Raw genomic sequence first — 14,150 nt, 5'->3', positions numbered from 1 at the left:
CCGCGCCATGACCGCTTCCCCGTCGACCGCGCGTGACCGCTTCCCCGCCGACCGACCGCGCTCGGAGGTCCTGCCATGACCGCTTTCCCGGCGACCGCGCCGGAGGCCATGCCGTGAGCGCCTCCCCGTCGACCGCGCCGCCGACCGCGCGTGACCGCTTCCCCGGCGACCTCGCCGGAAGTCCTGCCATGACCGCTTCCCCGCCGACCGTGCCGAGGGCCGTGCCATGACCGCTCTCCTGCTCCTGCTGACCACCGTGGCCCTCACCGCCGCCGTGCTGGGTCCCCGCGTCCTGCTCCGGGCCGGCTGGCCGGAGCGGGAACCCGTCGTCGCGCTGTGGGTGTGGCAGTGCCTGGTCGGCACCGTGCTGCTGAGCTGTCTGGCCGCGCTGGTGCTCGGGGCCGCGACGGTCTTCGACACCGTCCGGATCCACGCCTTCGCGCCCGCGCCCCCGGCCGTCACCGCCGCGTACGACCTGACCACGGCGCCGCCCGGGACGGCCGTACTGACCCTGCTGCTGGCCTGCGGTGCCGCCTGGACGGGCGCCATGCTCGCCCGGGAGCTGGTCGAGGCCCGGCGGCGCGAACGGCTGCGCCGGGCACATCTGCGCGAACGGGTCCCCGAGCTGCCCGCCGGCCTGGCGGACGGTCTCGTGGACGGCCCGGCGGACGGTCGCGCTGGTGGTCGCACGGGCGGCCGGGGCCCGCTGCTGGTCCTCGAGGACGAGTACCCGGACGCCTGGCTGATCGCGGGGACGAAGCCGCGGCTCGTCGTCACCACGGGCGCACTGCGCCGGCTGGACGACCAGCAGGTCGACGCCGTGCTCGCGCACGAGCTGGGCCACGCCCGCGCCCACCACGACTGGCTGCTGCACCTGTCGACGGCGCTGGCCACGGGCTTCCCGCGGGTTCCGCTCTTCGCCCACTTCGCCGACCAGACCCACCGCCTCGTCGAGCTCGCCGCCGACGACACGGCCTCGCGCCGCTGCGGCCACCTGACCGCGGCCCTCGCGCTCATCGAGCTCAACCGGCACCGGGGCGTCCTGAGCTGTGCCGGCACCCGGCGCCTCCTGGGCGACCGGGTCCAGCGGCTCCTGGAGCCCCCGCCCCGTCTCGACCGCACCCGGCGGGCCGCCACCACGACGGCCGCCGCGCTGATCCCCCTGCTGCCGCTGCTCATCGCCTTCTTCCCGGCGCTGGCGGTGCTGTAGCACTCCGGTAGCACCTCCGCGGCACCGGCGGTGGTACCACCGGTAGGGCCGGCGCTGACACCCCCGGGGATGGGTCATGATGGCGGCCGACGCGCGGGTCGGCATCCCGGGAGGGCCCGGCGTCATGCGGCCGTGTGACGCAGGGCACTTTTCCGAGTGTCCCGCACGGTCGTGGGCAGGTAGAGCTCCGGAGCGTCCGGAGTCTCGCGAGGGGATTCCGGCAGGGGCCGGGCGGAATCCGGGAGAAATCCCGGGGCATCGCAGGGTGGACGGGACATCTCACCATGCGATACCCAGAAGGGTGAAACCGGCCGCTCGATAGACTGAGCCGACCGCAGTACGTGAGTATGTGCGGACAGTGACGGACTGAGCGAGGAGCGCACGTGGGCCTTGTCGTGCAGAAGTACGGAGGCTCCTCCGTAGCCGATGCCGAGGGCATCAAGCGCGTCGCCAAGCGGATCGTGGAAGCGAAGAAGAACGGCCACCAGGTGGTCGTGGTCGTTTCCGCGATGGGCGACACGACGGACGAGCTGATCGATCTCGCCGAGCAGGTGTCGCCGATGCCTGCCGGACGTGAGTTCGACATGCTGCTGACCGCCGGAGAGCGGATCTCCATGGCCCTGCTGGCGATGGCGATCAAAAACCTGGGCCACGAGGCCCAGTCCTTCACCGGCAGCCAGGCGGGTGTCATCACCGACTCGGTCCACGGCAAAGCGCGCATCATCGACGTCACGCCGGGCCGTATCCGTACCGCGCTGGACGAGGGCAACATCGCCATCGTCGCCGGCTTCCAGGGCGTCAGCCAGGACAAGAAGGACATCACCACGCTCGGCCGCGGCGGGTCCGACACGACCGCCGTCGCGCTGGCCGCCGCGCTCGACGCCGAGGTCTGCGAGATCTACACCGACGTCGACGGCGTCTTCACCGCCGACCCGAGGGTCGTGAAGAAGGCCCGGAAGATCGACTGGATCTCCTTCGAGGACATGCTGGAGCTGGCGTCGTCCGGCTCCAAGGTGCTGCTCCACCGTTGTGTGGAGTACGCCCGCCGCTACAACATCCCGATCCACGTCCGCTCCTCCTTCAGCGGGCTGCAGGGCACGTGGGTCAGCAGTGAGCCGATAGAGCAAGGGGACCAGAAGGTGGAGCAGGCCCTTATCTCCGGTGTCGCGCACGACACCTCCGAGGCCAAGGTGACGGTCGTCGGTGTGCCCGACAAGCCGGGTGAGGCCGCCGGTATCTTCCGCGCCATCGCGGACGCCGAACTCAACATCGACATGGTCGTGCAGAACGTCTCGGCCGCGTCGACGGGCCTGACCGACATCTCCTTCACGCTGCCGAAGACCGACGGCCGCAAGGCGATCGACGCCCTGGAGAAGGCCAGAAGCGCGATCGGCTTCGAGTCGCTGCGCTACGACGACCAGATCGGCAAGATCTCGCTGGTCGGTGCCGGCATGAAGACCAACCCGGGCGTCACGGCCGGCTTCTTCGAGGCGCTCAGCGACGCCGGGGTCAACATCGAGCTCATCTCGACCTCCGAGATCCGCATCTCGGTCGTCACCCGCGCCGACGACGTCCCCGAGGCCGTCCGCGCCGTCCACAGCGCCTTCGGACTCGACTCCGACAGCGACGAGGCCGTCGTCTACGGAGGCACCGGCCGCTGATGACCCCCGATGCCGGTCGCGCCGGCAGGCCGACGCTCGCGGTCGTGGGAGCGACCGGGACCGTCGGCGCGGTCATGCTCCAGATCCTGTCCCAGCGCGCGGACATCTGGGGCGAGATCCGCCTGATCGCCTCGCCGCGCTCGGCCGGCCGCAAGCTGGCCGTGCGCGGTGAGCAGGTCGAGGTGGTGGCCCTGTCGGAGGACGCCTTCGACGGGGTCGACGTCGTGATGTTCGACGTGCCCGACGAGGTCGCCGGGCAGTGGGCGCCCGTCGCCGCCGCCCACGGCGCGGTGGTCGTCGACAACTCGGGCGCGTTCCGCATGGACCCGGACGTGCCGCTGGTCGTCCCCGAGGTCAACGCGCACGCCGTCCGCCGCCGCCCGCGCGGGATCGTCGCCAACCCCGACTGCACCACCCTGTCGATGATCGTGGCGCTCGGCGCGCTGCACGCCGAGTTCGGGCTGCGCGAGCTGGTCGTCTCCTCGTACCAGGCGGTCAGCGGGGCCGGCCGCGCGGGCGTCGAGACGCTCCGCCGGCAGCTCTCCCTCGTCGCCGGTACGGAACTGGGGACGCACCCCGGCGACGTACGGCGGGCCGTGGGCGACGACACCGGCCCCTTCCCCGAGCCGGTCGCGCTCAACGTGGTGCCGTGGGCCGGTTCGCTCCGCGAGGACGGCTGGTCCTCCGAGGAGATGAAGGTACGCGACGAGTCCCGCAAGATCCTCGGGCTGCCGACGCTCCCGGTGGCCGTGACGTGTGTCCGGGTCCCCGTGGTCACCACGCACTCCCTCACCGTCCACGCCCGTTTCGAGGGCGAGGTCACCGTCGACAAGGCGCGCGAGATCCTCGCCACCGCCCCGGGGGTCGTGCTCTTCGACAACCCGGCCGCGGGGGAGTACCCGACGCCGGCCGACGTGGTGGGCACCGACCCGACCTGGGTGGGCCGCGTGCGCCGCGCGCTGGACGACCCGACGGCGCTCGAACTCTTCGTGTGCGGCGACAACCAGCGCAAGGGCGCCGCCCTGAACGCGACACAGATCGCCGAACTGGTGGCGGCCGAACCGCGATCGCACACCGGCAGGGACGCGGCGCGCGGCGACTGATCCCTTCGCCCGGCCACCCGGGGTCACCGGAAATCCCCCTGCTCGTATGAGGATTGATTTGTAGGATCTTTGTTGTGGTTTCAAGCGGTCACCGGTGCCGACCGGGGCCGCTTCTGTCGCGCGCTCCCGGCGTGCGGCGTCCGACGAAACGCTTCCCCGTCCCCCGCAACCGCGCGGTGGGCGGGGAGCGTCTTTGCGAGCGCCCTCCGGGGGGCCGGACGTCACGACACACGGGCATAGAGGAAGAGCTGGTACGCATGTGGGCATTTGACGCGTTGTCCGGTGTGCCGTCGGAGAGACCGGCGGAGACGCCGGTGCAGGGGGAGCCCGTCGCCGACGCGAAAGTGATGCCCGGTCCGTACAACCCCGTCGCCCCCACGCGTGTCCAACTTGCGTGGCAGAGGTACTCGACTTCACCGCGGTCCAGACGGCAGGCCCCGCCCTGCGTCCGCCCCGCCGTCCCCGCATGCCCGGCGCACCCGGCGGCATGCCGGTGATCGCGCCCATGCCCGCAGCGCGGCCCGCCCGCATTCCCGGTCAGCGCGACGGCGCCGAAGAGACCACCGCCGAAACGGCGTTGGGCACCACCGTCGACCACCTCACCGAGACCTACCGCGCGCACTACCGCTCGCTCCTCGGTCTCGCGGCACTCCTGCTCGACGACACCGCGTCCTGCGAGGACGTCGTCCAGGAGGCCTTCATCCGCGTGCACTCGGCGCGCAAGCGGGTGCGCGACCCGGAGAAGACGCTGGCGTACCTGCGCCAGACGGTCGTGAACCTCTCCCGTTCGGCACTGCGCCGCCGCATCCTCGGCCTGAAACTGCTGTCGAAGCCGATGCCGGACATGGCGAGCGCGGAGGAGGGCGCGTACGACCAGCTGGAGCGCGACTCCTTGATCAAGGCGATGAAGGGCCTCCAGCGGCGCCAGCGCGAGGTGCTGGTGCTGCGCTACTTCGCGGACATGACCGAGGCGCAGGTCGCCGAGGCGCTCGGCATATCGCTGGGCTCCGTCAAGGCGTACGGCTCGCGCGGCATCGCGGCGCTCAGGGTCGCCATGGGGTCATCGGCATGAGTGGCCAGGAAGGGCGCGAACACGAGCGCGAGCGCGAGGTCGGACAGGACCGTGCGGAAGACGGCGCGCAGGAGCGCGATCGGCACGAGGCGCACGCTCACCATCGAACGCACGCTGGGAACGGAACTGTGAACCACGGCCCCGACGAACAGGGCCCCGCGAGCCAGGGTCCGGAACACCACGACCACCCCGACGGAGAGCCCGGCCCCGGCAGGTACGACGGCGACGGGTCCGGTGCCGGCGAGGCCACCGTCGGCGCGTCCGGATCCGGCAGGGGTGACACCGTCGGCGCGTCCGGTTCCGGCAGGGGTGACACCGTCGGCGCGTCCGGTTCCGGCAGGGGTGACACCGTCGGCGCGTCCGGTTCCGGCAGGGGTGACACCGTCGGCGCGCCCGGCTCCGGCAAGGCCGACACCGCCGACATAGCCGGCTCCGACACGCTCATCGGGGACGAGCTGGCACTGCGCAGGCTGCTGCAGCACGCCGTCGACGGGATCGAGCCACGCGACGGCACGCTGGAACACCTGCGGCGGGCCGTCCCCGCCCGGCGGGCGCGCAAGCGGCAGGCCGTCGTCGGCATGGCGGCCGCCGTGCTGTTCGTCGGCACGGCGATCCCCGCCGTCGTCCACGTCTCCCACTCCACCGGCTCCGACGCCAACACCGCCACGGTCGGCAACTCCCAGGACGCGCAGGGAAGCAGAGGCCAGGGCCCGGAGGACAGCGGCACCGCCAGCGCGTCCAGCGGCTCCACCGGCTCCCCCGAGGACACCGAGGAGGAGAGCGGCGCGGAGAAGAAGCAGAAGGAGGACGAGGCCACGACCCGGGGCCCGGAGAACCCCGAGGCGACCGTGACGCCGCCCACCGGCTCCGTCCAGGTCTGTACGGCGGCACAGCTCGGCGGCGCGTACGCGAACCTGGGCGCCCCGGACGCCACCGGCGCCGTGTACGGCACCTTCCGCGTGGCCAACGTCTCCGGCGACAGCTGCACCGTCTCCGGCACCGGCACCGTGAGCCCGGCGGCCATGGGCGCGGCGGACCCGTCCAGGGTCCTCGTGGCCGGACACGTCGTGGGGGACGCGGCCACCGGGCTGCCCGACCCCGCGCTCGCGCTCTCCCAGATGGTGCTCCAGCCGGGCGGCGGGTACGAGGTGAAGTTCGCCTGGGTGCCCTCGGAGCCCTGTCCCACCACCGGAGGCGGCGGCGGTGGCGGCGGAACCGACGCTCCGTCCCCGGACCCGAGCCCCACCGACAGCGTCCCCGACAGCGAGGATACCGCCACCGAGGGCACCGGTACGACGACGCAGCTCCTCAAGGGGGAGGACATCGCCGAGGGCAGCGTCGCGGTCACGCACACGGCGCCGGGCGGCGCACCGTCCGCCACGGTGACCGTGCGCAACGCGTGCGCGGGCACGATCTACTGGACGGGCCTGCTGGCGCGATCCTGACCGCACGTCCCGCCCGCGTCGTCCGACCGCTGGCACCGACCCCACGGCCCGGCCGCTCCGCCCGACCGTTGATCGGCGAGATGCCGCGTACTACACGGGCTCACCCTGCCGGCCGGAGTCCCGGGCCGGTGTCCCCGTGGCCGCGGACTCGCCGCCCTCGGTGATCAGTCCGAGCCGGGCGTCGCGGACGGACTCCACCTCGCGGCGGAACAGCCGGAACCACATGAAGAGAACGAAGCCCGCGAAGACGAACCACTCACCGGTGTAACCCAGGTTCTGGAACGCCTTCAGGTCCAGGCCCGTGTCATTGGGCGCGGTAGCGGGCACGGCCGTCATCCCGGAATCGGCCTCGGTGAGCGTGATCCACGCGTCGTACAGGTCGTCCTGCACCAGGTTGATCAGCGAGGCCGCGCTGATCGCCCCGGTCTGGCCCTCGGGCAGGCCGCCGAGCGAGGGCACTCCGTTCGAGCCGGGGGTCTCGGACGCCTGGAGGGCGCCGGTGACCGTCACCTCGCCGGTGGGCGCGGCCGGTGCCTTCGCCGGGTCCGCCGTACCGGGCAGCCAGCCCCGTACGACGGGCAGCGAACGGCCGTCGTCGGTGCGCAGCAGCGTCAGCACGTAGTACCCGCGCCGGTCGTCCAGCTTCCGTTCCGGCACCAGCAGCTGTGTGCCGTACCGGCCCGTCGCCGTGACCTGCCGGCCGGAGGTCTCCTTGTCCACGGGCAGCAGCTCGTCCAGCGGCCGGGCCGTCTCGTGCTTCGCCACCTCGGCCTGTTCGTCCGCCGCCCGGTGGGTCTCCACCCGGTCCTCGAACCGACTCAGCTGCCATGACCCCATGAAGACGCAGAAGGGGATGGCCAGCAACACGAAGATGTTGATCCCCCACCAGCGGGGCGTCAGCAGGAACCGGTACACGCCCTCAACGGTACGGGGCAGCCGGGCGACGTCACCGGGCGGGGCCGGTTCTGGGAGTCCGGTTCCGTGCGGCTCGCTCGTGTGGGTGATCGCCGTTCACGCGAGGGCCGAGTTTTCCCCAGGCTGCGGACCTCGACGGCCAGATGTCCGCCGGGGCGGGCAGTATGGGGCCATGACTGAGAGCAACGGATCCACCCCGCAGGAACCGCGGGAACAGAGCGGATCGATGCCCGACTGGGAGAAGCGCTTCCGCGCGCCCCGGGTGTCGCTGCCGGAGTGGGCGGAGGACGCGCCCCACCGCTCGCTGTTCGTGTCCAATGTGACGGGGACGTACGAGCTCTACGCGTGGGACCGCGTGACGGGGGAGCGCCGCCAGGTCACCGACCGGGCGAACGGCACGACGGACGGTGTGCTCTCGCCGGACGGCGAGTGGGTCTGGTGGTTCGACGACAAGGACGGCGACGAGTTCGGGGTGTGGCGGCGCCAGCCGTTCCACGGCGGTCCGGACGAGGAGGCCGCGCCGGGCCTGGACCACTCCTACCCGGCGGGCCTCGCGATCGCCCGGGACGGACGTACGGCGGTGATCGGCCGTTCCACGGACGAGGACGGCTCCACGATCCACGTCTCCCGGCAGGGCCAGGAGCCCGTCGAGATCTACCGGCACCGGGAGTCGGCCGGCGTCGGCGACCTCTCGCACGACGGATCGCTGATCGCGATCGAGCACACCGAGCACGGCGACGCGATGCACTCGGCACTGCGGGTGCTGCGCCTGGACGGCACGGCGGTCGCGGAGCTGGACGACACCAAGGGCGGCACGGTCGAGCTGGGCCTGGAAGTGCTGGGCTTCGCCCCGGTCGAGGGGGACACGCGCCTGCTCGTCGGCCACCAGCGGGGCGGCCGCTGGGAGCCGCTGGTCTGGGACGTCGCCTCCGGCGAGGAGACCGACCTGGGCATCGCGGCACAGTTGCCGGGCGACCTGAGCGCCGAGTGGTACCCGGACGGCTCCGCGCTGCTCGTCGTGCACAGCTTCGAGGCGCGCAGCGAGCTCTACCGGTACGACCTGGCCGACCGCGGCCTCACCCGGGTGCCGACCCCGCCGGGCACGGTCTCGGGGGCGACGGCCCGCCCGGACGGCAGCGTGGAGTACCTGTGGTCGTCGGCCGCCGAGCCGCCGGCGGTGCGCTCGACGACGGGCGAGGTCGTCCTCGACCCGCCGCCGGTCACCACCGGTGGTACTGGTGGTGCTGGTCGGGAGCCCGTGAAGTGCCCCGGTTCGGTGCCGGTGGAGGACGTCTGGGTGGAGGGCCCGGGCGGCCGTATCCACGCCCTGGTCCAGCGCCCGCGGGGCGTCGACGGCCCCTACCCCACCGTCTTCGACATCCACGGCGGCCCGACCTGGCACGACAGCGACTCGTTCGCGGCGGGCCCGGCGGCCTGGCTCGACCACGGGTACGCGGTGATCCGGATCAACTACCGCGGCTCCACGGGGTACGGCCGTGCCTGGACGGACGCCCTGAAGCACCGTGTCGGCCTCATCGAGCTGGAGGACATCGCGGCGGTGCGGGAGTGGGCGGTGACCTCCGGTGTCGCCGACCCGTCCCGGCTGATCCTCACGGGCGGCTCCTGGGGCGGCTACCTGACGCTCCTCGGCCTCGGCACCCAGCCGGACCACTGGGCCCTCGGCATCGCGGCCGTCCCCGTCGCCGACTACGTCACGGCCTACCACGACGAGATGGAGGCTCTGAAGGCCATGGACCGCACGCTTCTCGGCGGTACGCCCGAGGAGGTGCCCGAGCGCTTCGAGGCCTCGTCGCCGCTGACGTACGTGGACCGGGTCAAGGCGCCGGTCTACATCTCGGCGGGCGTCAACGACCCGCGCTGTCCGATCCGCCAGGTCGACAACTACGTCGACCGCCTGGTCGCCCGCGGCGCGCCGCACGAGGTCTACCGCTACGACGCGGGCCACGGCTCCCTCGTGGTCGACGAACGCATCAAGCAGGTGCGCCTGGAGCTGGACTTCGCCCGGAGACACCTCGGGCGGTCCTGAGGGCCCTGCCCGGGGGCGAGGGGCGGGCGGTGGGGTGCGGCTCCCGGCACGAGCCGTGCCTCACCCGTGTCCGCCGCCCGCCCCCGGCCGGCGACCCAGGAACTCCGCCAGTCCGCGGCGCGTGGCGGCCAGCACCACCCGGTCCTGTCTGCGGAGCACATACGTGGGGGGCAGGTCCCAGACCAGTCCGGACGGCCCGCCGGACGCGTCCGGACCGCGCGGGGCGGAGAGGTCGGCCGTGCGCTCGGCCGGGTCCGTGGTGTCCAGGGCCAGCACCCGCCAGGACCCGGCGTGGAACGCCTCGCCCACGGTCCGCCCCTCCAACTGCGGGTGCCCCTCCACCTCGACGGCCGCGAACAGCAGCACCCGCCGCTCGACCGGTATGGCCCCCAGGATCTGCCGTCCCATCATGGCCCCGGCGAACGCGGGTGCCGCCAGGTGCGACACGCTCCGGCTCCTGGTCAGCGCCTGCGGGTGCGCGGCTCGCAGCGTGCGGTACACGGCGGTGGCGAAGTCGTCGTCGTACAGCCGGAGCACCGCGCGCAGGTCGGGCCGCAGCGAGCGCGCGTACAGCGCGGCCTCCAGATTCGTCGTGTCCTCGCTGGTCAGCGCCAGCAGCGCGTGCGCCCGGTGGATCTTCGCCGCCTCCAGGACCCCTTCCTGCGTGACGTCCCCCAGGATCACCGGGACGCGCAGCCGCCGTGCCACCGCCGTACCCCGCGCCTCCGGGTCCGCCTCGACGCACACCACGGGGATGTGCAGCTCCCGCAGCTGGGTCAGCACCCGCGTGCCGATCTTGCCGAGCCCGAGCAGCACCACGTGCCCCGACAGCCCGCGGGGCGGCCGGCGCAGCGCCGTGTTGCTGCGGAACGTCCCCAGCGCCTCCAGCACGGCGGCCAGCAGCACCGGCAGCAACAACAGCCCCATCAGCCCGGACAGCAGTTGCAGCACCTGCTCGCCCGGCGATCCGTCGAGCGCCGGTTCGTTGATCGCGAAGAGATCGAGGAGCGTCACGTACGTCGCGTGCAGCGGATGCTCATCGGTGATCACCACCTGCGCCACGGCCAGCGCCACCACACACGCCACCAGTCCCGCGAACGACCACCGCAACCGCCGCGAGAACAGCGACTGCACCGCCTCCAACGGCAGGACCCGCCGCCCGGGAGGCAGCGCGGGCCCCGCGTACGACACGGTCTCCAGCACGACGCTCCCGCGCCCCTCCGCCGCGGCCGCCTCCCTCTCGTCGGGCAGCAGCTGCGGCCCCCGCGCCCCGCTGCCCTCGGACCCCTCGTCCCCGGCGGGGTCGCTGGTCGTCGTGGACAGCAGGGCCAGCGTGCACAGCCCGGCCCCCCGGCCGCGCTGCCCGGGCTGGCGCTCCACGGCCCGCAGCATGAGCCCGTCCGCCCGTACGACCTTGCTGGTGCCCGCGACGGCGGTGGCGGCCAGCGCGGGCGCGGCCGTGTCGGCGTCGGAGAGCACGGTGGTGAGGGCGTCGAAGCCGTAACGGCCCCGGGCGCCGGTACCCGATGTGTCGCCGTCCCCGACGGCGAGGGCCGACGCCTGGTCGAGCAGCTCCTCGATGTGCTGGCCCAGCCGCCGGTTGTAGAGCCGCAGGACGATCCGCAGCCGGGGGTTCAGCCGCCGGGCGGTGAGCGCGGCCCGGATGTTGGTCTCGTCGTCGTCGTACACGAGCGCCAGCGCGGCGGCCCGCTCCACACCCGCCTCGGCCAGCACGTCCTCGTCGGCCTCCGCGGCCTGCATCACCCGCTCCGGGGGCCCGCTGCGGCCTCCCCGGGTCCCGGAGCCGTCCGAGGAGTCGGCGACCTGCGCGTCACCGCTGCCGGCGTTCCGGTTGACGACGGCGGAGAACCGGTCCAGCAGCCCCGAGGTCCGGGCCCGCCCCACCACCGGCTGCCGCGCGACCCGCTCGCTCGGCGGTACGACGAGGGTCACCTGCTCCCGGTAGACGACGCGCAACTCGGCCGCCAGCCGGTGCGCGAGCCCGTCGTCACCGCACACCACCATGTGCGCCCCGGAGGCGAGCGATCCGCTCCGCTGCGATGTCCTCTGCGTCGTCCTCTGCGTCGTCCTCTGCGTCCTCTGCAGCGAGATCGTCTGCTGCGACGTACCCGGCTGCGCTGCGCTTTGATACGGAAGGCTCCCCACGGGGCAACAGACTGCCGCACGGTTGTGCGTGGGGCCAGAGTGATCCCGTGAGAGCCCCGGTGAGTGACCCGGTGAGGAGCAGGGCGAGTGACCCGTGAGTCCCCTGTACTCAGAGGGCGACGTTCCGGAGACTCAGCGCCAGGTCGTTGGTGACCGTGAAGAACGGTTTCACGCGCGTGTCTCCCCGCTCCGGGTGAGGAAGGCGGACGGCGGGAAGGACATCGATCTTCTTCCGGTCGACGACGTCCCCACCGATACGGCCGACGCGAACGGGCGCACCGGCGGGTGTCAGGCGGAGGCGGAAGTCCCACAGGCCGTGCTCGTCCTTGTGCTCATGCTCGATGCCGCGCAGGGCCACAGCCCGGTCGTACGGGACGGTGAACGAGAAGCAGAGACCCTCTCCGCGATCCCCGGGACCGTCGGGGACAGGAGGGGGGAGGGCGAGGGGAACGACCGGCAGCGTGAAGTCGTACGCCTCGCCCTGACGCGAGACGGCGACCACCGAGGCGTCCCGCAGCATGTCCGCTCCAGGATCACCGCACAGGAGCCGTCCGGAGACGGTGGCGTGGTCGTCGCCGATGACGACGCCGGTGACCTCGGCGTGCGCGGAACGCCGCCAGACGCGCAGGGCCAGGAACCCGTCGGTGGTGGTGTAGGGCAGCCAGGAGGTCACGTGGCCGCCGACGACGGTGGGGAGCCGGCCGACTCTCCGCGACCGCTCGGCGAGCCCACTGATCAGACGCGTCCGCCCGGCCGTCGCGCCCCGGGGGACCACGTAGCAGTCCCAGCGCCCCTCGGCGAGCTCATGACCGGCCGGATCGAGCATGACCCGGACACCATCAGCATCGGGCGCACCGGGAGCCGCCCCCTCGGGAACCGCGTCACCGTCCGCGACCGCGTCACCGTCAGGCACCGAAACACGAATGTGCCGTTTCTTCGGGTCGTTGCGCAGCCGCGCCAGGAAGTCCAGCGGTCCCGGCGGCAGGGACGAGACGTCCAGCCGGACGCCGATGCTCCCGTCGGCGCCGGCCCGGGCGAAGGCGAGCGGACGCACGGCGGGCACCGGAGAGGGCTCAGGCTCCGGTACGACGGCTGGTGCGCGCGGCCGACCGAGCCTGACGGAAGGCAGCGCCGCACGCAGCCGGGCGAACAGGAAGCCCCGCCCGACAGCGCGCGCCGCCCTCCTGCCGCGCGCGCCGTGCAGCTCACGCAACAGCTCCTCGTACCGGCGGGCCACCGCGGGGGGCGCGTAGGCGCCGGCTCGCGCACGGGCGGCAGCGCCCAGCCGCGCGCGCAGATCCGGATCGGCCATGAGACGGCCGAGAGCCGCCGCGAGACCCTCCACACCGTCCCTGTCCCCGTCCCCGTCCAGCGGCACGAGCAGCCCGTTGGAACCATGCTCGATGATCTCTCTCGGACCATGCGGACAGTCCACGGAGACGACCGGCACACCGCAGTGCATGGCCTCGACGATGGTCATACCGAAGGACTCCATGTCGGAGGAGACCGCGGCGATGGCGCCCTTGGCCCACTCGGTCTCGATCGGCGAGACCGGCCCCATGAGGAACACCCGCTCGTACAGACCGAGCTCGTCGATGCGGCGTCGCAGTGCCGGCCGTTCGGGTCCGCGCCCGTACAGACGCAGCGTCCAGGAGGGGTGGGCGTCGGCGATCCTCGCGAAGGCGTCGATCAGCCGGTCGTACCGCTTGACGGCCACGAGCCGCCCGGCGGCCACGATGACGCACGAGTTCCGGTCGGACGGCTCGACACCGGGTTCGGGCACGCTGTTGGGTATGGACAGGATCCGGGTCGACGCGCCCGGCAGCGCCCGGCGGTACTGCGCGGCATCAGCCTCCGACACAGTGACGAAGGCGTCCAGCCGTGCGATCGCGCGGTTCTGATGCGCTCTCAGGGTGGGATTGTGGGCGTCGAGACTGAGATGCTCCTGTCCGATGCGCAGGTACCGGCTCCGCCCGTCCCGGGCCAGGTAACCGTTGAGGTCGGGCCGGGTCGCGATCACCACGTCGGCGTCCGTCTCGCGCAGCCACCGGCCGATGCGCTCGTCATGGAGCGCCGAGTAGGGCAGACGGGAGGAGTTCACGGCGGCACCGGTGTCGGGGAACATCGTGCAGGGCCGGCGCGTCAGGGGATGACCGCCCGCATAGGCGGGGCTCTCCTCGCGCATGTCGATCAGAGACGTCAACGTCACCCCCGCGTCGAACGGGAGCGCGGGCTCGTCCTTCACCCGATGCACGCTGACCACCTCGACGTCGTGCCGGGCGGCCAGCGCACGGGAGAGGTTCACGGTCGAGCGGATGGTGCCGCCGATGCCGTAGGCGTTGTTGATCAGAAAAGCGATCTTCACTGCTCACTCCTCGCCGATCTCGCCCGAGCCGGCGGGATGCACCGCGCGCCTGCCGCACGCCGACCACCACGAGTAGGGCCCAGACAGTCGGCAAGGCTACACATTCGTTACGCAGGTCACATACATGGACACGGCACGTAATCGCGACCCGCTCCTGGCGACAACA

General features: G+C 72.7%; 9 protein-coding genes. 6 read left to right on the top strand and 3 right to left on the bottom strand.

All coding sequences use genetic code 11. The features are described 5' to 3' along the window. The first annotated feature begins 226 nt into the window (after positions 1-226). The 5 genes from IEZ04_RS26400 (at position 227) to IEZ04_RS26380 (ending at position 6,491) form a co-directional block, all read left to right on the top strand. Positions 227-1,210, top strand: a complete 984-nt coding sequence (locus IEZ04_RS26400) for a M56 family metallopeptidase (RefSeq protein ID WP_189219461.1) — start codon at positions 227-229, stop codon at positions 1,208-1,210. 383 nt (positions 1,211-1,593) lie between these two features. Beyond that, positions 1,594-2,871, top strand: coding sequence for an aspartate kinase (locus IEZ04_RS26395; protein WP_189219460.1), 1,278 nt, complete (start codon positions 1,594-1,596; stop codon positions 2,869-2,871). After that, the gene (locus IEZ04_RS26390) at positions 2,871-3,974 is read left to right on the top strand and encodes an aspartate-semialdehyde dehydrogenase (RefSeq protein ID WP_189219459.1); all 1,104 of its coding nucleotides are present in this window, start codon (positions 2,871-2,873) and stop codon (positions 3,972-3,974) included. Before IEZ04_RS26395 ends, IEZ04_RS26390 begins: the two co-directional genes overlap by 1 nt. A 394-nt stretch (positions 3,975-4,368) precedes the next feature. After that, entirely contained in the window at positions 4,369-5,046 is a 678-nt protein-coding gene (locus IEZ04_RS26385) for a SigE family RNA polymerase sigma factor (protein WP_189219458.1), read from the top strand. 128 nt (positions 5,047-5,174) lie between these two features. Beyond that, positions 5,175-6,491 carry a hypothetical protein gene (locus IEZ04_RS26380; RefSeq protein WP_229821286.1) on the top strand — a complete coding sequence of 439 codons (1,317 nt, stop codon included), beginning with the start codon at positions 5,175-5,177 and terminating at the stop codon, positions 6,489-6,491. Between the two features lie 90 nt (positions 6,492-6,581). Here the strand turns inward: IEZ04_RS26380 and IEZ04_RS26375 are convergent, their stop codons facing one another. After that, positions 6,582-7,406: an SURF1 family protein gene (locus IEZ04_RS26375; RefSeq protein WP_189219457.1), complete on the bottom strand. Its 825-nt coding sequence runs from the start codon at positions 7,404-7,406 to the stop codon at positions 6,582-6,584. A 172-nt stretch (positions 7,407-7,578) separates the two neighbouring features. Here IEZ04_RS26375 and IEZ04_RS26370 point away from each other — a divergent pair, with 172 nt between their 5' ends. Further along, entirely contained in the window at positions 7,579-9,453 is a 1,875-nt protein-coding gene (locus tag IEZ04_RS26370) for a S9 family peptidase (protein ID WP_189219456.1), read from the top strand. 60 nt (positions 9,454-9,513) lie between these two features. Here the strand turns inward: IEZ04_RS26370 and IEZ04_RS26365 are convergent, their stop codons facing one another. Together IEZ04_RS26365 and IEZ04_RS26360 are read right to left on the bottom strand one after the other, a co-directional pair. Then, positions 9,514-11,478 (bottom strand): NAD-binding protein, encoded by a 1,965-nt coding sequence (locus IEZ04_RS26365; RefSeq protein ID WP_189219455.1) that lies wholly within the window; start codon positions 11,476-11,478, stop codon positions 9,514-9,516. Positions 11,479-11,728: 250 nt separating this feature from the next. Beyond that, entirely contained in the window at positions 11,729-13,984 is a 2,256-nt protein-coding gene (locus tag IEZ04_RS26360) for a glycosyltransferase family 4 protein (RefSeq protein ID WP_189219454.1), read from the bottom strand. Positions 13,985-14,150 lie beyond the last annotated feature (166 nt).

Origin of the sequence: Streptomyces ruber (assembly GCF_014648075.1) — a bacterium.
Taxonomy (GTDB): Bacteria; Actinomycetota; Actinomycetes; order Streptomycetales; family Streptomycetaceae; genus Streptomyces; species Streptomyces ruber.
Note: the sequence above shows the minus strand (reverse complement) of the source record. Positions and strands in the feature narration are given on the sequence as shown.